The 18,128-nt window shown below is 60.1% G+C and carries 17 protein-coding genes and 1 pseudogene; 9 read left to right on the top strand and 9 right to left on the bottom strand.

From position 1 onward, the window contains the following. Positions 1-21 precede the first annotated feature (21 nt). The 5 genes and pseudogenes from FJ958_RS24145 (at position 22) to FJ958_RS24130 (ending at position 4,833) form a co-directional block, all read left to right on the top strand. Positions 22-1,527, top strand: a complete 1,506-nt coding sequence (locus FJ958_RS24145; protein ID WP_140746128.1) for an aldehyde dehydrogenase — start codon at positions 22-24, stop codon at positions 1,525-1,527. Continuing rightward, the gene (locus FJ958_RS24140; protein ID WP_140746125.1) at positions 1,524-2,435 is read left to right on the top strand and encodes a D-2-hydroxyacid dehydrogenase; all 912 of its coding nucleotides are present in this window, start codon (positions 1,524-1,526) and stop codon (positions 2,433-2,435) included. The genes FJ958_RS24145 and FJ958_RS24140 overlap by 4 nt, the downstream gene beginning before the upstream one ends. Continuing rightward, positions 2,435-3,634, top strand: a complete 1,200-nt coding sequence (locus tag FJ958_RS24135; protein ID WP_140746122.1) for a mandelate racemase/muconate lactonizing enzyme family protein — start codon at positions 2,435-2,437, stop codon at positions 3,632-3,634. Before FJ958_RS24140 ends, FJ958_RS24135 begins: the two co-directional genes overlap by 1 nt. A gap of 257 nt (positions 3,635-3,891) precedes the next feature. Continuing rightward, positions 3,892-4,034 (top strand): annotated as a pseudogene (locus FJ958_RS32185) (IS110 family transposase); the annotation flags it as partial. A gap of 337 nt (positions 4,035-4,371) precedes the next feature. After that, positions 4,372-4,833: a phasin gene (locus tag FJ958_RS24130; RefSeq protein ID WP_140746119.1), complete on the top strand. Its 462-nt coding sequence runs from the start codon at positions 4,372-4,374 to the stop codon at positions 4,831-4,833. 724 nt (positions 4,834-5,557) lie between these two features. Here FJ958_RS24130 and FJ958_RS24125 read toward each other — a convergent pair. Beyond that, the gene (locus FJ958_RS24125) at positions 5,558-5,836 is read right to left on the bottom strand and encodes an usg protein (RefSeq protein ID WP_140746116.1); all 279 of its coding nucleotides are present in this window, start codon (positions 5,834-5,836) and stop codon (positions 5,558-5,560) included. A gap of 13 nt (positions 5,837-5,849) precedes the next feature. Beyond that, positions 5,850-6,197, bottom strand: a complete 348-nt coding sequence (locus tag FJ958_RS24120) for a hypothetical protein (RefSeq protein WP_246679734.1) — start codon at positions 6,195-6,197, stop codon at positions 5,850-5,852. A 325-nt stretch (positions 6,198-6,522) separates the two neighbouring features. Between FJ958_RS24120 and groES the strand changes: the two genes are divergently transcribed. From groES to FJ958_RS24105, 3 genes are all read left to right on the top strand, one after another. Continuing rightward, complete coding sequence (gene groES / locus FJ958_RS24115; protein ID WP_140746113.1) at positions 6,523-6,837, top strand: co-chaperone GroES; 315 nt, start codon at positions 6,523-6,525, stop codon at positions 6,835-6,837. 57 nt (positions 6,838-6,894) lie between these two features. Continuing rightward, a complete protein-coding gene (gene groL, locus FJ958_RS24110) occupies positions 6,895-8,523 on the top strand; it encodes a chaperonin GroEL (RefSeq protein WP_140746110.1) in 1,629 nt (542 codons plus the stop codon). Between the two features lie 71 nt (positions 8,524-8,594). Beyond that, positions 8,595-8,810 carry a hypothetical protein gene (locus tag FJ958_RS24105; protein WP_246679733.1) on the top strand — a complete coding sequence of 72 codons (216 nt, stop codon included), beginning with the start codon at positions 8,595-8,597 and terminating at the stop codon, positions 8,808-8,810. A gap of 844 nt (positions 8,811-9,654) precedes the next feature. Here the strand turns inward: FJ958_RS24105 and FJ958_RS24090 are convergent. The 7 genes from FJ958_RS24090 to betI form a co-directional block, all read right to left on the bottom strand. After that, positions 9,655-9,999, bottom strand: coding sequence for a type II toxin-antitoxin system RelE/ParE family toxin (locus FJ958_RS24090; protein ID WP_140746101.1), 345 nt, complete (start codon positions 9,997-9,999; stop codon positions 9,655-9,657). Continuing rightward, positions 9,999-10,259 carry a ribbon-helix-helix domain-containing protein gene (locus FJ958_RS24085; protein WP_140746098.1) on the bottom strand — a complete coding sequence of 87 codons (261 nt, stop codon included), beginning with the start codon at positions 10,257-10,259 and terminating at the stop codon, positions 9,999-10,001. Before FJ958_RS24085 ends, FJ958_RS24090 begins: the two co-directional genes overlap by 1 nt. A gap of 893 nt (positions 10,260-11,152) precedes the next feature. Continuing rightward, a complete protein-coding gene (locus tag FJ958_RS24080) occupies positions 11,153-13,243 on the bottom strand; it encodes an ABC transporter permease subunit (protein WP_140746096.1) in 2,091 nt (696 codons plus the stop codon). Beyond that, a complete protein-coding gene (locus FJ958_RS24075) occupies positions 13,240-14,229 on the bottom strand; it encodes an ATP-binding cassette domain-containing protein (protein ID WP_246679732.1) in 990 nt (329 codons plus the stop codon). Before FJ958_RS24075 ends, FJ958_RS24080 begins: the two co-directional genes overlap by 4 nt. A gap of 189 nt (positions 14,230-14,418) precedes the next feature. Then, positions 14,419-15,354 carry an ABC transporter substrate-binding protein gene (locus FJ958_RS24070; protein WP_140746093.1) on the bottom strand — a complete coding sequence of 312 codons (936 nt, stop codon included), beginning with the start codon at positions 15,352-15,354 and terminating at the stop codon, positions 14,419-14,421. Between the two features lie 57 nt (positions 15,355-15,411). Beyond that, positions 15,412-16,221: an SDR family oxidoreductase gene (locus FJ958_RS24065; protein WP_140746091.1), complete on the bottom strand. Its 810-nt coding sequence runs from the start codon at positions 16,219-16,221 to the stop codon at positions 15,412-15,414. 114 nt (positions 16,222-16,335) lie between these two features. Further along, positions 16,336-16,965: a transcriptional regulator BetI gene (betI, locus tag FJ958_RS24060; RefSeq protein ID WP_140746088.1), complete on the bottom strand. Its 630-nt coding sequence runs from the start codon at positions 16,963-16,965 to the stop codon at positions 16,336-16,338. An 84-nt stretch (positions 16,966-17,049) separates the two neighbouring features. Here betI and FJ958_RS24055 point away from each other — a divergent pair, with 84 nt between their 5' ends. Beyond that, positions 17,050-18,123 (top strand): helix-turn-helix transcriptional regulator, encoded by a 1,074-nt coding sequence (locus tag FJ958_RS24055; protein ID WP_246679731.1) that lies wholly within the window; start codon positions 17,050-17,052, stop codon positions 18,121-18,123. Positions 18,124-18,128: the final 5 nt, after the last annotated feature.

Genomic DNA, 18,128 nt, shown 5'->3' with positions numbered 1-18,128 from the left:
CGCATCCGACGGAGACAAGACGTGACCCTGAGCAAAGACAGCGCCCATGCGATCGCTTCGAAGCTGGCCCCGAACGGTCTCGCCTTCACCGATGGCAAGTTCACCGCGGCGGCCGATGGTGCGACATTCGATACCATCAACTCGGCCACCGGCCAGGTCATTGCAGCTGTGGCGCACTGCGGCGGCACCGATGTTGATCGCGCCGTCAGGGCTGCCCGCAGATCCTTCGACGACGGTGCCTGGTCGCGGGCGGCTCCCGAGTTTCGAAAGGAAGCGCTGTTGCGGCTCGCCGACCTCGTACGCGCCCATGCTGACGAACTCGTCGTCCTCGAAAGCATCGACAGCGGCAAAACCGTCACCGACTGTGCCAACGAGATCGGGCGCGAGGTTCCGAACTTCTTCCAGTGGTATGGCGAACTCGCCGACAAGTCATTCGGCAAGGTCGCACCCACGGGTGAGAATGCACTGGCGCTTATCGTTAAGGAGCCTGCCGGCGTCGTCGGCCTGGTCCTGCCATGGAATTTCCCACTGCTGATGGCGGCCTGGAAGATGGCGCCCGCGCTCGCCGCCGGCTGCTCCGTCCTGGTGAAGCCCGCCGAGCAGACGCCATTATCCGTCCTGCGCCTTGCCGAACTGGCACAGCAAGCCGGCATCCCGGATGGTGTGATCAACGTCTTGCCCGGCCTCGGCGAAACCACGGGTCAGGCGATCGGCCGTCACCCCGATATCGACATCGTCTCGTTTACCGGGTCGACCGAGGTTGGCGGCTATTTCCTGCGCTATGCCGGCGAAAGCAATCTGAAGATGATTGGCCTGGAGATGGGCGGCAAAAGCCCGTTCATCGTACTCGATGATGCCGATCTCACTGACGACCTGATCGAGCATGCCGCTATGTCAGCGTTCTGGAATGGCGGACAGAACTGTTCCGCGAACATGCGGCAGCTCATCGACCGCAGCTTGGCCGAGGAGTTCGCGCACCGCGTCACAGTCCGCGCCAAGGCATTCCGTGTCGGCGATCCACTCGATCCCGCCACCAACATCGGCGCCATGGTCACCGCCGAACACCAGACGCGTGTGATGGGCTACATTGAGCGCGGATCGGCCGAAGGCGCCCGCTTGCTGACCGGCGGCGGCAAGACAGGGCCAGGCTGCTTCATCGAGCCCGCTGTGTTTGCCGACATGACGCCCACGATGAGCATTGCCCGCGAGGAGATCTTTGGCCCTGTCCTGGGCATCCTACCCGTGGCCGGAATGGAGATGGCGCTACGGATCGCGCGCGACACCGACTACGGCTTGCACGCGACTGTGTTCACCAAGGACATCGACCGCGCCATCCATATGGCGCGGCGGTTGCCTTGCGGGACGGTCTCGGTCAACGGCTTTTCTGAAGGCGACGTCAAGACACCCTTCGGCGGCTACAAGCGTTCCGGTTCGCTGGCGCGCGACAATGGCACCGAGGCCATGGACCAGTATCTGCAGACAAAGACGATCTGGATCAGCACCAAGATTCCAGCGGCATCCCGATGATGGAGATCGGCGTCTGCGGTGTATTTTCGGACGATCAGGTGGCGAGGCTGAGGCAAGGCGCCGGTGATCTACCCGTCAGGCTGGTGGCGGCGCATGAGCCATGCGATTGCGCCATCGTGTTTGGCAATCCGGACCCGGAAATGGTCGTGGCCAATGCGAACCTGCGCTGGATGCAGCTGGAATCCGTTGGCTTCGGCGAATATGCCGGGCTCGACCGCGCGCGCAGCCATGGTGATATTGTGGTCACGAACCTTGCCGGCTTCTTCGCCGATCCGGTCGCCGAATCCGCGCTTGCAGGCGTGCTCGCACTCTACCGAGGAATTGACCGGCTTGTCGGGCTCCAGGCGCAGAAGCGTTGGGTCGGCGATCCGATCCGGACCGGGCTCAGGGTCCTGCGTGGAGCACGCGTCGTCCTGTTCGGCTACGGCGCGATCAACCAGCGGCTGGCGGACCTGCTGGGACCCTTTGGGTGCGCTATCACGCCGATCACGCGCGCCGGCGGGCTGGAAGCGCTCGACAGCGCTCTTGCCGACGCTGATCTTGTCGTCTGCACGGCGCCTTCCACCCCTGCCACCGCGGGGCTGTTCGGTGTCGCCCGTCTTGCAACGATGCGCCAGGGCACGGTCTTCTGCAATTTCGGGCGAGGGTCGATCCTGGATGAGGATGCACTTGCCGACGCGTTGGAGACAGGCCGGCTGGGAGGCGCGGTGATCGATGTCACTCGCGATGAGCCTTTGCCCGCGCAACACAGATTCTGGACCTGCCCGAACATCATCCTCACGCAGCATTCCGGCGGTGGCACCATGGACGAGCTTGACCGCAAGATCGATGTCTTCCTGGCGAACCTCGCGCGGTTTCGTGCCGGTGCGCCGCTCGAAGGCATCGTCAATTTCTCAAGAGGATACTGATGGTCAAAATCACCAATATTCGCTGCGTCCTGCTGTCGTCGCCCTACGCCGACGCCGACGATCCGGAAATAAAGGAATGCTTTCCCAACGGCCCCAAGCGCACCATCGGCATGGTCGAGGTCACGCTGGACAACGGCGTGACCGGGCTTGGCGAAGGTTATCTCGCAGTCTTCGCGCCATTGGTGTTCCAATCGATCGTCGACCTGTGCCGTCCGCAGGTGTTGGGGCGCGATGGCTTCGACATTGACCGTCGGGTCAAGGACCTTCGCAGTCTGTGCGACTACTGGTCTCTTCAAGGGGCGGCCCGCCACGTCATAGCGGCGTTCGAGATCGCGTTGCAGGATGCCAAGGCCAAGAGCCTGGGCATTCCGGTCTACACACTGCTGGGCGGCGCGCGGGCCTCGTCCATTCAGATCTACGGCTCGGGCGGTTGTTGCGACGCCAAGAGCCAATTCCTTCGCGAGATGGACATGCTGAATTCGCTCGGCATCGAGATCTACAAGATCCGCTCGGTCAAGCGTGACATCCTGCGCACTGCCTGGGTGCTTGAGGAGGCCGGACGGCGCGGCATCAAAGTGGGTGTCGACATGTGCCAGAACCTTGCCGATCCGCCGCAGGCGGTCGAGGACGTAGTCGCCTTCGTCACGGCCGTTCACGCCATCACCGACCAGCGCATGGTGTTCGTCGAGGAGGCGCTCGGCCCCGATCAACCCGACGCCTTTCGCGAATTGCGCGGGCGAATTGACGTTCCGGTCTGCGGCGGCGAGATCGTCACCACGCCGAAGGAGATGATCGAGCGGATCAACGCCGACGTCTATGATTTCGTCCAGCCCGACGCATCCGTCATGGGTGGAATTTCGGCGGTAATGGAGGTGTTTGAGGCAGCCAAGGCCAAGGGCACCGGCGTTGTGGTGCACGCCTGGGGCGGGGCGGCTGCGATCATGGCGAGCTACCACGCGGCCTTCGCAGCCGGCGGTACCCTGGTCGAATACCCGATGCTCGACTTTCCGCTAGGCGCCGAGATGATCGGCGACCAGGGCCGTATAGAGAACGGAAGGCTGATCCGCCCAACCGCGCCAGGGCTCGGCCTAACGCTCACCCCGGAGATGGAAGCGCGTTATCCGTTTGACGAGACCGCCGTCTATTCCTGTGTACTGACCGACTGGGGCCCTCCCCCGGACAGCTACTGGCAGGACTGACGGTAAATTCGGTCGCGGATGTTGGTCGAAACCGACGTTTTGCGGCAACGCGATAAGCCGCGATCAGCGCTGCCCCGATCTGAGTTACGGAACTGCGGTAGCCAATCCGCGGATAAGAGCTCGATCAACCGTCGTCTCTTGGCCTATTCGTCCCGGTGCTGCCCATCAACGGCAACAGACCTGTGGCAATGACATGGGACGAACAAGTCTGCGCATCACTTTCGATCACGGTGATAAGAGGGTCACAACACTAGAAGATCATCGCGCGCAGTGATCCATGCCGCCGCTGCATGGCGAACCCTGGGGTCGGCCCGGTGACGGCGCTCTCCTTCATGACGGCGATCGACAAGACTTCCCTTCCCGCGGCTTGCCTGTCGTCGCGGCCTGCTTCGGGCTTACTTTGCATCGTGGCCAGTGGGGCGCTTGACATGCACGGGCGATTGGTCGCGGAGGACCGCTAAATCGTGAGACCCACTATCGAGCAAACTCTCTTCTATTTTCGGCGACGTTCAGCGAAAGCGCGAACGTCGCCAATCAAGACAGCCTGCCCTCCGCAAAGGCAGGGCACAAGTTCGAACCTTGTGGGTGCCACGTCTCATGCGATGGCCCTGCCTTCAGCGCGTAGTTACCGCAAGGGAAGAAATTCATAGTGCAGCGCACAAAAGCATTGCTATCGGTTCGAGCGGGTTTCATAAATTGAGGAGGCGTTTTGGGGCTGCCCACGGAAGGATGGAACCATGTCCACGGCTGAAAAGACCCCTGATACTATCGAAGGCGCCGCGTTGCCGACCTTTGACCCGTCCAAGGCTGCGGCTGAGTTCCGCGCTGCAGCTGAAAGAGGCGTCGAACAGTCAAAAGAAGTTCTTGCCAGGTTCAAGGCGGGCTCTGAAGACGCCCAGAACGCTCTCGAGTCGAGCTTCGAAACGGCCAAAGCCGTTGGCGGCGATGTGTCGCTGAAGACAATTGCCGTTCTGCGCGCCAATACTGAAGCCGCCTTCTCGCACTTTGAAGCCCTGGTTGCCGTTAAGTCGCCGTCCGAATTCATTGACCTGCAAATCGCCTTTGTCCGCAAGCAGCTTGAAACGGCCGTCGAGCAGGCCAAGGAACTCCAAGCCGTCACGACCAAAGCCGTCGAGGACGTATCCAAGCCGGTCAAGTCCGCCTTCGAGAAGGCTTTGAAGGGGCTTAAGGCGGCCTGACTGCCTCACGCGATGGGAGACGAAGACCGGCTCTTCGCGCCGGCCGGTCTTCGTCCATTTTCCCCCGAAGCGTGGCGAAGCAAAGGAACTCTGTCGCCTAAACAGTGAGCTTTATCAGTTGCCGTGGTAACCCGATCGACCCTCCCAGGATCGAGAGGAAGGAAGTGGACAGCAAGGACGCGACCGTGTTGCCGACCTGACGGTGGCTTTCACCCGGCTGGGGCAGGCTCGTTTCCATCCCAACGAGCCCGCCGAGTCCAAGCGTCAGGCCGTCTATAACGCCATCAAGGCTCTTGAGGCGGCAAGAACCCGACCTCACACTGACGGTCCGGCATAATCGCGTCACGCCGTCACAGGAACGTCCTCAGGCGGCCTGCTTCTCGGCTTCGATCTTGTTTGTCGTGCCCTTGGGCATCGCCTTGGCGGCTGCGATCTCGATGAGGATCCGATCGAAGTCGATGCTCGACCGGAACAGGGACCGAAGTCAAACGGGGTTCTCATAGCTATATCCTCCCTTGAGCAACATAGATACGAGGAACGCCAAGGAAGCGGCGCCCCTTGACCTTGCCGGTCTCTCAAGCACCGGCCTGGGGATTCCGAGCCTGGACGCCTAGGCCCGGCGGAAGCCATCGTCAAGGTCGTGAAAAGCCGCCATCCTCGCCTGCCTGCAGCAGGCACGCGATGATGATTTGCGGGCGCCCTTGGCGCGCCGCCGGGGTGATCTTCAATTGATCGCGATGATCCCGTCGACGGCCCGCCATTCGGATGGCCCGATAAGCCCATGGTGGGCGACGCGCACAGAGTGCAAGCCACCCTCCAGCTCGCGTTCCCAAAAGCCCAGGAAGTCCCTCAGCGCGGGGAAATCCGGGGCGACATCGTAGTCCTGCCAGACGTAAAGCTGCAGCAGGTTCGGATGGTCGGGCAGATAGTAGTGGATTTCGGCAGTGGTCAAGCCGTAGCCATTCATCTGCAAGCGGAATTCCCTGCTGACCGCGCTCGCCATCGCCTTCCGCGCCTCACGCGCTCAGACGGTCGAACAGCTGCCGGTGGTCGTCATCGGCGGGGCTGCGAGGCGGCGGGGCAGCGGTATCCAGCCGACGCAACGCATCCATGATGTCGTCGAAGCAAACCGGCCGCTCGGTGCCCGGTGGTTGGCGCAGCGCTGGCATCGATTCCACGGCGCAAGCGTCGGATGCCCAGGACGAAAGGATCGCCCGCTTTTCCAACAGGTCGAGCGAGCCGTCCTCCAGCACGTCCCACGGGTGCTGAAAATGGCTGGCCGGCGACAGCAGCCGGTCGAGCGAAAGATCTGATATTTCGCGAGTCAGGGAAGGAATAATCGGCGAAAGCGTCTGTCGGTTCATTTCTGTCCTCCGTATCCAAAAACTCCTTGTTTGGCTTGTCTCAGCGGTCCCGGCGGTGCCGGGCGCCGATTAATCTTGTTCAGCTCAATAGCGAATTCAAGCCTCTCATTTGGTTCGCACGATCGAATTTACCGCATGTTTTCAGCAGGCTAGCACTCGACGGTCGAGAGTGCTAAAAATTTTGCGGCGCCCCTTGAAAGTAGAAGAAGGCAAAATTAACTCGACATGCGCGCGATGCCGAAAGGGTCGCGCGAGGCCCGCTCCGGTCCTGCCGGTCCGGAGCGGAGGAGCTTCTCGCAATCTGTTTGTCCTGAAGGAGAACGATATGACGTTCCGTCCACTGCACGACCGTATCCTGGTCCGCCGCATCGAGGCCGAGGAGAAGACGGCCGGCGGCATCATCATCCCCGACACTGCCAAGGAAAAGCCGCAGGAAGGCGAAGTCATCGCTGTCGGTCCGGGCGCCCGCGACGAGAGCGGCAAGCTCGTGCCCCTCGACGTCAACGTCGGCGACCGTATCCTGTTCGGCAAGTGGTCCGGCACCGAGATCAAGCTCAACGGTGAAGACCTCATCATCATGAAGGAAAGCGACGTGATGGGCGTGATCGAGCAGACCGCGCAAGTAAAGAAGGCCGCCTGAGGGCTTCTCGGAATCCAACCAGTCAATGAAAGCTGCCTAGAGTGAAGGAGTGATCCAATGGCTGCCAAAGAAGTCAAATTCCATTCCGACGCCCGTGAGCGCATGCTGCGCGGTGTCAACATCCTCGCCGACGCGGTGAAGGTCACGCTCGGCCCCAAGGGCCGCAACGTCGTCATCGACAAATCGTTCGGCGCCCCGCGCATCACCAAGGACGGCGTCACCGTCGCCAAGGAAATCGAACTTGAGGACAAGTTCGAGAACATGGGCGCCCAGATGGTCCGCGAAGTCGCTTCGAAGACCAGCGACATCGCCGGCGACGGCACCACGACGGCCACCGTGCTTGCCCAGGCGATCGTGCGCGAAGGCGCGAAGGCTGTCGCCTCGGGCATGAACCCGATGGATCTGAAGCGCGGCATCGACAAGGCGGTCGATGCGGTGGTCGAGGAACTCAAGAGGAACGCCCGCAAGGTCACCAAGAACGACGAGATCGCCCAGGTCGGCACCATCTCGGCCAATGGGGATGCGGAGATCGGCCGCTTCCTTGCCGAGGCGATGCAGAAGGTCGGCAACGAAGGCGTGATCACCGTCGAGGAGGCCAAGACCGCCGAGACCGAGCTTGAAGTCGTCGAAGGCATGCAGTTCGATCGCGGATATCTCTCGCCCTATTTCATCACCAATCAGGACAAGATGCGTGTCGAGCTCGACGAGCCATATGTCCTGGTTCACGAGAAGAAGCTGTCAAACCTCCAGGCTCTGCTGCCCGTACTCGAAGCCGTGGTCCAGTCAGGTAAACCTCTGCTGATCATCGCCGAGGATGTCGAGGGCGAGGCGCTGGCGACGCTCGTCGTGAACAAGCTGCGCGGCGGGCTGAAAGTGGCGGCCGTCAAGGCCCCCGGTTTCGGCGACCGCCGCAAGGCCATGCTGGAGGACATTGCGATCCTCACCGGTGGCACCGCGATATCGGAAGACCTCGGCATCAAGCTTGAGAATGTAACGCTGCAGATGCTGGGAGGCGCCAAGAAGGTTGTGATCGAGAAAGAGAGCACGACCATCGTTGACGGCGTCGGCCGCAAGGAAGAAATCCAGGGCCGCGTTACCCAGATCAAGACGCAGATCGAGGAAACGACGTCGGACTATGACCGCGAAAAGCTGCAGGAGCGCTTAGCCAAGCTTGGCGGCGGCGTCGCGGTAATCCGCGTTGGCGGCTCGACCGAAGTCGAGGTCAAGGAGCGCAAGGACCGCGTCGACGATGCCCTTCACGCCACCAGGGCCGCCGTCGAGGAAGGCGTGCTGCCCGGTGGCGGTGTCGCACTGCTTCGGGCCGCGAAGGCGCTCGACCTTGTGCAGACCGACAACCCGGACCAGAAAACCGGCGTCGAGATCGTGCGTCGCGCGATCGAAACGCCGGTTCGGCAGATCGCCGAGAATGCCGGCGCCGAGGGCTCAATTATCGTCGGAAAGCTGCGCGAAAGGAGCGAGTTCGGCTGGGGTTGGAATGCCCAGACCAACGAATTTGGCGATCTCTACGGCCAAGGCGTGATCGATCCGGCCAAGGTGGTGCGCGCGGCCCTTCAGGACGCTGCCTCCGTAGCCGGCCTGCTGGTCACCACGGAAGCGATGGTGGCCGAAAAGCCGAAGAAGGAAACCGCCCCGGCCATGCCGGCGGGCGCCGGCATGGACTTCTGAGACGCAGACGGAAGCCCGCTCCCGGCCGGGAGCGGGCGCTTCGCCAACAACAATGGGAGGCCCTCATGAATATGATGAGCGGCAGTGGCTCGATTCCGCCCCCGACGCATCCGGCAAGCGAATTCCTGGCCCATGAGGCCGAATGCCGAAGCGCGCTGAAGCCGCTGCTGACAGACTTGCTCGACACGGCCGAGTCTGCCGGGTGGAACCGCCGGACCGTCGCCTCGGCGCTAATGTTTCTTGCCGCACAGCAGGTGTCGGCCGCCGAAGCATCCGCGCGAAGCTGAGCGAAATCTGGCCCCTTCACACAAAGGCCGGCGGTGCGCCGGGCCACGCGCCGCCGGCGCCAAGCTCTTCTTCCTGCCGAAATACTCGCCCGATCTCAATGCGTTCGAACAGCTCTTCTCAAAGCTCAAGCACTGGCTGAGAATGGCTGCAAGGCGCACCATTGAAACGGTTTGCGACGCGATCGGCCAAACCCTCGACCGCGTCACACCAATGGAGTGCTCAAACTACTTCGAAAACTCAGGATATGACCGGAAGTAATCTCATCCCACTCTAACACGCCGCACTTGTGACGGCTTGGTTTTGGTGTCCAAACGCCGGTCTCGCTTGTAGACTTGGCGGGCGGTCATTCATACAATCTTCTTCCTTCTGATCTTGAAGGTCCACATCTGTGACCGAACGACGAGTGCATCGCCGCCTTGCGGCCATTTCGCCGCAGACGTGGCAGGATACTCCCTGCTTATGGGCCTCGATGAAGTCGCGCAGGTCGGTCACAAGTGCCTTTTCCCGATCCCAGCGTGCTTGCGCTGCCGCAAGGGTGGTCTCGGTTTCCGCCAACCCGGCTTCCACTCGGGTCTGTCTGTCGGCCACCGCCCCCGATTTGCTGGCAACGCTGGAGCTTTCGGACCTGGCCGGTGCGAAGGATCTCTTCAGCGCCGAGGAGAAATCCAAGCTTCTCAAGGACGCCGCGGAAGCACACGACACCTTTGTCAACACTAGGCGCTTCTGGCGTTGAGACTGCATGCAGAGCGACGAAGCTGCAGCACCGGCTAGTCCGGACAACAAACCCTTGGTCTCAGATTCTCGCTGCCAGAAATCGATCGGGCTGCACAAGGTTAAGCCCATTTACCGCTTGGGGTCGGATGGCTTCGCGGCATTCTCTTCGTAATCGAAGTCGTCTTCAATTTCTGGAGTCAATGGTTGCTGTTGACCGTGACGTATTGAAAGGATGACCACTTCTTCATCGCTTAGATCATAATCGAGAAGATAGTCCCCAACGACCAATCGATGGGAACCCGGAATCGGCAGGCGATCAAACGTTTTGCCTATCTCTGGAAACCGAGCCAGATTCTTGCGAGCTTCAGTCATCCTGTCGACGAATGCCTTGGCTGCTTTCTGACTGTGCTTCTGAAGATAAGCGGCCTCCTGTCTAAGATAAGCCCGCGCATCTCCCGACAAACGCACCTTCATCAGGCGACCTTGCGGTTAACGATCTCGTGGATCTCTCCGAGAACTTCATCCATGTCATGGACATCGCCGTCGACCACCTGCTCCCGGCCTTTCCTAACAGCGAGGATGTCAGATCCTTCGCTTGCAAGGTATAGTTTCAGCGCCCTGACCATCACCCAGCTGCGCGACCTGTCGCAGGTTTCAGCAATCTGTTCGATTGCAGCCAAGACCTCCTCCGGCAAGCGCATTGTGATCGGGTCAGAAAGATTTGATTTAGGCATTGCACTTCTCCATTTGTAATACGCAGTATTACAAATTCGCTCCGTGCCGTCAATCGAAGTTGCGAGGATGACCCAGCTTAACCATGCCTGCTGGCGTCCATATCCAGCAGAAATGATGAATCAGATATTCTCGCCCATGGGAATCTGGAGGGTTCTGTGAGGTCCGAGACACTGGTTTGGCACGCGGCCTCAACATCGGATCTCATTGCAAGCCGGATTGAGCGAAGCCGCCGGGTGATCTGGCGCTATGGGGATTGTTGCCGGGATGGCCGATCGGGGTCGTCACGGAGGAGTTCTCGAAGGTGACGCGCGATGGGATGGGGCGGAGCGCAACCGCATAGGCAAGGAAGTTTTGGCGTTGGTTGGGTCTTGGGTCATCGCAACGCTGGCCGTCATAAGGCCGGCAGTGTTCACTTGCATGAGACGGGTCAAAAACCCGCATGTCGGCGCGCGCGCCGACGGATGCCGACAATCCACTCAGCGGGTCGGCCGCTAGCCATCTTCCCACTCAAAAGATGGTCTGCGGCCGAACTCTTCTTGCAAGCCTGGACACATCGCTCGGTTGCTCCTGGAATGTCGATGGCGCGCTGCGACCTGCAGCATGGTCATCCGCGAAGTCCGCTTCTGGGCGCTCACAAAATTGCCTTTACGGCCACACGAAGGCGCGTTGCGGACGATCCGCTTAGGGGCCGACTTCGAAGCGGCGGATTTAGATCTCAGCGAAACCCAAAGGAGCCGTTGAGTCGGGAAGACCTTCACGCCGGCGCGTTTTCATTCCGGCCGGGGTTAGGCTCTCCGCCCCGCACGAGTAATTGGAAGTTATGGTGCACGTAAATCCGGACCAGCTTGGCTCAAAGCTGCAAGGGAGCAAGGATTCAAGGCACCCTAGCAGCCTAATCCAATGCGCCCCCCGTGTTTGAGACAGTCGCTCGCATGATGCGATCTGAAATCATGGCGACCAGTGCAACCGATAGGCCTGCGACCAGTCCTAGGCCTGCATCCGCTTTGCTGAGTGCGATATAGACCTGCTGTCCGAGATCCTTCGTGCCGACCAGCGCCGCCACCGGAAGCATCGAAAGGGCAGCCATGATCGTCTGGTTTGCGCCAAGCACAACGACCGGCTTGGCGACTGGCAACTCAACATGGATCAAACGTTGCCATGCGGTGCATCCGATCTGCCGCGATGTCTCGACGAGATCGGCTGGCACGCTTCTTATCCCATATTCCACATAGCGGATTGGCGGCACGATTGCGTACAACGCAATGGCAATCAGGCCGGTGAGTTCGCCTACCTGAAAAAACATCAAGGCAGGGATGAGAAATATGAACTGGGGCATAGTCTGGAGTGCGTCACATACGGGCTTCAAAACAGCTGAAAAGCGATCGCTCTTGGCTGCCGCGACACCTAGAAGTCCGCCGACAAACATGCATATCAAAACGGCAAGAAGGCACAGATAGAGAGACTGACCGAGCGGGCCATAAAGGCCGGCGCCAACAATAAAGCAAGTTCCGAGGCCCGCCAGAGATGCCAGGCGCGCACCGCTTACCGACCACGCCAAGGCAGTGACGACGATGACAAACGCCGGCCAGGGAAACCCATCGAAACCCAGCAGCAACAATGTCGAGCCGATCAAAACGCCGGCGCCAACCTGCCATTGCCCTCTGAACCATAGCCAGACAGCGAGCGACAGCGAGAGTCCGCAATAAATGGTGCTGACCTGAAATGTCCAGGCAAACCCCCATGTGAAGGGAGTTACGGCGCCAACCAGACCAATACGAAGCGGCAGCATGAAATGATACAGGACGAACACCTTGAAGGCGTCCAGCGGTGCAGAGAAGTCTTGCACAAACCTGATAACAACCCGGTTCAAACCGGACGGGTCTATGACCCCTTGCGCTTTATCGGCCCAGGCCATTGTGGAGGGCGAGGCATTTAACAAGAACGCAACAAAAAGTGGCAGCGCCAGGATGACTGCCATTCGCAGGCCGTTGCGCAATGTCGTCTGTGTTCTGTCCCGCGCCGGCTGGGCCATGCCGAAGGTGATACGGTCAACGACCATCGCCAGGACCGCTATTACGAGGCCGGACAATAGGCTCTGGCCAAACTCTGCCTTCCGCATGGAGTTCAGCACTTCCCAACCGACGTCGTTGAAGCCCCCGATGATGGCCGCCATGATGACCATGCTGAAGGCCGCCATCGTTGTCTGGTTTATGCCCGTCAAGATCTCCCGCTTGGCGGTCGGCAGGATGACATGCCAGAACCGTTGCCGGCGCGTGCAGCCCGCCATGCTAGCCGCTTCAAGAAGTGAGGGAGGAACACGCTCTAGCCCGAGCATGGTGCAGTGGACCATGGGGGCCACTGCATAGACAAGACAGGCAATCAGGCCGACGATCGGTCCGAAACCGAAAAGCAGCAGCAGCGGGATCAAGAACGCGAAGGCCGGCACCGTCTGCAGCAGATCGAGCACGACCATCGTGATGCCGCGGACATACCGCGATGAGTGAGCAGCCACACCGAGCAGGAAACCAAAGCCCACTGCCAGCGGCACCGCCAATGTGACCAGCGACAAGGTATTCATGCCCTGTTCCCAGTAGCCGGCCATCACCACATAACCGAGGCCTACCGCCGTAAACAGCGCGAGTTGCCAACCTCGTGCCAACCAACCCAGGATGGCGAAGAAGAGGATCATCGCCGGCCAAGGCATCCATTGGAGCGCTGCGCTGCAGGCATCCAAAGCTGCTCGCAAGATGATCGCCAAGACCGCGCAGATCGGCGTTAGCAAAGGAATTAGGAAGCCAAAGACGCTGTTTATGATGGATGGGACCGGCAGCAACCAAGAGCTTGGATAGGTCACAAGCCATGGCAACGCGGGCCGCATTGCGATGCAAATCGCGATGAAGGCCAGAACGACGAGCCACAAAAGTTGCCTCGATTTGATCGGCACGCTTTCGTTTGGTGCAAACACAGCCTGTTGAGCGCTCACGTTGCACCCCGATGTATTGTGTCATTTGCCAGCACTTTGGCGATGACCTCGGATCGCAAAAGCCCCACCCGACCTTCACCTTCTCGCGTAATCACAAATGATCGGGTGCCGGCAATGCTTCGAGGCAACAGGGCCTCGATCGGCACGGCCGCATCGATTTCATGAACGCCTTCACCGCCAGTCCAGTCCGCGGGGATCACCTCCATGACAGAGCCAGCAGTTACCACCTTGGTGAGCGAGACCTCCTCGGTGAAGCTTGCCACATAGGAGTCGACCGGGTGAAGCATGATCTCGGCCGGGGTTCCGATCTGAATGATCCGGCCTTCTCGCATGATTGCGATTCTGTCGGCCAGGCGAAAGGCCTCCTGGATGTCGTGGGTGATGAACACAATCGTCTTTTGCAGCATGCGCTGCAGCCGTAGAAACTCGTCCTGCATCTGGCGCCGGATGAGCGGATCAAGAGCTGAGAATGGTTCGTCAAGGAACCACAGCTCGGGATTGACAGCGAGCGAACGAGCGATGCCAACGCGCTGCTGCTGACCGCCGGAAAGTTCGTGCGGCATGCTGCGCTCGCGCCCTTGCAGCCCGACGAGCGAGATCATTTCCCGGCCGGTTTTCAAGCGCTGCGCCAGTGGCATGCCTGCCATTCGCAGCGGAAACATCACGTTGTCGAGGGCATTGAGATGGGGAAGCAATCCGAAGCTTTGGAAGACCATGCCCATGACTTTGCGGCGCATTTCCACCAATCGGCGCTCGGTGGCGGACAGGAGGTTTTCCTGGCCAAGCCATACCTCGCCATGTGTTGGCTCGACCAGGCGGGACAGGCACCGCACCAGTGTTGACTTGCCTGAGCCGGAAAGGCCCATGACAACGAAAATCTCACCTTGCTGAACGTCGAAGCTGACATCCGCCAAGGCAAGAAAATTCCCACTCGCCTCCAGCCGGCGCTTAAGCGCGGCGACAGGCTCGTTCGATGAGAGCGCCATCTCAAGCGCCTTCGCCGGCCGCGGTCCATATATCTTCCAAAGATTGCGAGACCTGAGCTTGGCGGTCGCCTTGCTCGGGGTCTCTGATCCACCAACAGGATTGGTCATATCCAACTTTTCTTCAGCCGGTTGCAGAAGGGGTCACGACCAATCACAGCTTTCACCAGCTGCGATTGGCCTCGCTCAAAATCAGTTCTGAGCCGCTTTCACCCAAGCCTGCCAGTCGCTCTGGTGTTCCTCGATCCAACCGTCGACAGCCTGATCGAGATTCTTGCCCTGCTTATCCACGGCGTAGATCATCTTCTGCTGGTCATCGGCATGGATTTGAAGTGATTTCATCAGCTCATATCCGGCTGGCCACTTCTCGTGGAATCCGGCCCACACAACCTTGATCACCGGCGGCGCCACGATGCATTCGGCCAGGTTCTTTTCGTCACAAGGCGGCATTTTGAGCCATTCCACAGGCACTTCGGCCAGCACCCAATGCGGGGCCCAGAAGCGCATCAACAATGGCTTGTGAGCCGCCACGGCCGCTTGTAACTCAGCGACGAGCGCACCCTCGGATCCAGCTGGCACCGGCGTGAATGGAATCTCTGCATTCTTCAGCTCTGGCCCGCTCGCCGAACCCCAATCCGCCGGGTAATCCAGAAGACGCCCATTCGGGAACGTTTCCGGCGTTGCCAGCGCCTGCACACAGGCTGGATCCTTCAACGCAGTCCAATCAGGCAATTGAGGACAGACTGTTTTGGTGTCGGCGGTGTAGAGCCACCCGTCCTTTGTGTCGAGACCGAGTTCGCCTATCTCCTCGATCTTTCCTTCGGCCTTGGCCTTCGGGTAGACATCACCCAGGTTGCTCGGCCAGACCTCTGGCGACACAGACAGGCTGCCGCTTGCGATACCGGTGAACTGGGGCAACGTGCCGGCAGTGATATATTCCACCTTGTATCCAAGCTTTTCCAGCAACTTGCCGGCGATATGCGCGGACAGGTTCTGGCCGGTCCATTCGTTGATGGCGATCTTAATCGAGGTATCCGTATCGCCCAGGGGCTTCGCTATCGCCGGCGGGGCGATCGCGAGACCCGCGGCAAGGGGGAGTGTCCACAGTGCAATTTTTCGACCGATCATGATTTCTTTCTCCCATTGTCATTCGTTCTTGTTTTCGAACTCCGGTTCCCGGGGTGTTCAAGCACCGAGATGGCGTGTCGGAGCGCTGACAGGTGCAAAGATTCCGGCAAGCATCCCCCCATCGACAGGCAGTTCAGCCCCCGTCACGAGCCGAGCTGCGTCAGACGCCAGGAACAAGATCGCCTCCGCGATGTCCAAGGGGACCGGCAGCTTGCGCATCGGCACCACCCCACTCAACCCGGCCACCGCCGCTTCGCGCCCGCCGACTTCCTGAGCGAAGCTGGCGAGCATTTCCGAGTCGACATAGGTTGGATGAACCGAGTTACAGCGAATGGGCAGCGCGTTGGCAGCGCAGTAGATGGCGACTCCCTTGGTCAGCATCCTGACCGCGCCCTTGCTGGCAGCATAGGCAACCGCGTCATCCGCAGCGATGTTTCCGTAGATCGAGGAGATGTTGACGATGGAGCCGGAATTGCCCTTTTCCTTCATCACAGCAACGGCGGCACGGCAGCCGAGGAATGTACCGGTGGCGTTGATGTCCATTGTGCGCTGCCATTCTGAAAGCGAGTAGGTGATGAAATCACCGTCGCTCCAAATGCCCGCGGAGTTGACCAGGATATCGAGCCGACCGGCGTGCTGCACGACGGTTTCGACAGCACCCGACCAAGAATCCTCCTTCGTCACATCGAGCGAGACATAGGACGCGGACGCTCCTATGGCGGCGGCCGCCGCCTCCCCGCGGCCGCGATCGATATCGCCGAGGAATACCGTGGCGCCCTCTTGCGCAAATAGTCTGGCCGTTTCCCGGCCGATGCCAGAGGCCGCTCCGGTGATGAGGGTTACTCTCTCCGATAGCCGCGCGGCCATGATGTCGTTCCTTCCAGTTCAGCTCCCGCAAAGCGTATTCAGCCATCCAGAGCCCAACAATGGTGCCAACGGTCACCATTCCCAGCGCAGGCCGATCCGAGAGCCGACCACCATTCAGCCTAACTGACGGCCGGGATCCGTTCGCGACAAATGCTCGTCCCAACGGATGTGAGGGATGCGGTGGGTCAGGTAATCACTCACCTGTGCAAGGGCTTCGAGTGCTGAAATCCTCGCCGGTCGCAACCCAAGCCTTAGCCAAAGGCCATCGATGATCGTTGTTATGCCAAGCGCGACGGCTTCACATTGATCGACCGGAACAAGCTCGGACAGGGCGCTCATCAGATTCGAATGCATTCGGGCGTGAACGACACGCTGGATTCGCGCCAGTTGCGGCTCGCGCGGAACTTCCGCGCAGAGCGCCAGCCAAGCGTGACAGATTCCCGGCGTGAAGAACGCTGTGCTGAAATTGCCGGCGATGATGGCCCACAATCGTTCTTCGGGGCTCCGTGCGAGTCGCATCTGCCGAATGACTTCATCGCGCAGCAGCGAATTCGAATGGCGCATTGTGTGCTCGAAGAGCTCCTGCTTGGTTTTGAAGTAGTGATGAACAATGCCTTTTGAGGCTCCTGCCTTCTGGGCAACCTTCTCTATTGTTGCGCCAGCCATCCCCTCGCTTTGCAGGACCTCAAACGCTGCGTGCCGCAGTTCGCGGCGTCGAATGTCACTGATTTTTGTCAGGCTCATAGGGCCACATTGACATGTTTGGCCAAAAGGATCAAGAATTGGCCAGTTGACCAATTTTTGGGCCAGAAGGCCAAGGGAGGAGAGATGAACATTCATTCTCCGGTGAGCAGGCTTGCTCCAGATCACAGCCAGATTCGCTTCGAGATGCCGAACAGTATGGCAAAGCTCGGCTTCTGCACGGCAATCGGACGCGCCAGTGCGGCGATTGGCGAAGAAGATTTCTACGACCGGATGCTCGACGTGATGACCTCCTTGGTGGAAGCCGATCAGCACTCCTTGGTCCGGTATTCGAATTCTGGAGCGCCGGACCTGATTATCCCGCGCGAAATTCGCAGCGAGGTTGCAGCACCTTACGCCTCCGGTCTCTACGCGCTCGACCCATTTCATGACTACTGGCGAACTGTGGGGTTGCCGGCCGTGTGTTCCTTGCGCCAGATGGCCCCGGCGGAAATGTGGAAGAGCCGTTACGCTCTCGAGTTCCTGCGCGCGGCCAGCATCAGCGACGAGATTGCCGTGTTCCTGCCACCAATTGGCGGCGCCAGTCCGACGCTCATTGTCGACCGTGCTGTTGGCGAGTTCAACGCAGCGGAACTGGCGACAATAGACAACGCTTTTCCTTTGCTGGCCGGGCTGCATGATGCCCACCTGAAGGCCATCATCAGCCATGGCCTAGCAGCTGACGCAACCGAAAAACCATTGCGACTTCTCGACCGGCGCGGCGACGAACTTGCCGCGAACGGCGCGTGGCGCAGACTGGTCGCCGCGCCGGATGGAGGGTTGGTGGAGGCGTTGGTCGAGTTGGCCAGCTCGGGCAAAAGGCAAGCTTTGCTGCCTGACGGTCGGCTTATTGTGAGATCAGCCCTTGGTGCCGATTTCGGGGCAGCACCAGGTGGCCAATGCGACCAGGTCGAAGTTTCGGCCATGCATGCACCTCGTGCCGATCGCAATGCCTGGCTCGCCACCCTCACCCATCGCGAGCGGCAAATTGTCGAACTGACTCTCGAAGGCCACCCCATCGCCAGTATAGCGGATCGATTGGGGGTAAAGCGCGGAACGATCAAGAACCATCGTCTGCGCTTGTACCAAAAGCTCGATATCACAACCGAACGCGAACTCTTTCTGACTTATGTCCAGCATTTGCGAGCGACCGGCACGTGACAGTG

The sequence above is a fragment of the Mesorhizobium sp. B2-3-5 genome, from assembly GCF_006442395.1.
Classification (GTDB): Bacteria; Pseudomonadota; Alphaproteobacteria; order Rhizobiales; family Rhizobiaceae; genus Mesorhizobium.
This window is presented reverse-complemented; position numbering and strand designations above follow the sequence as displayed.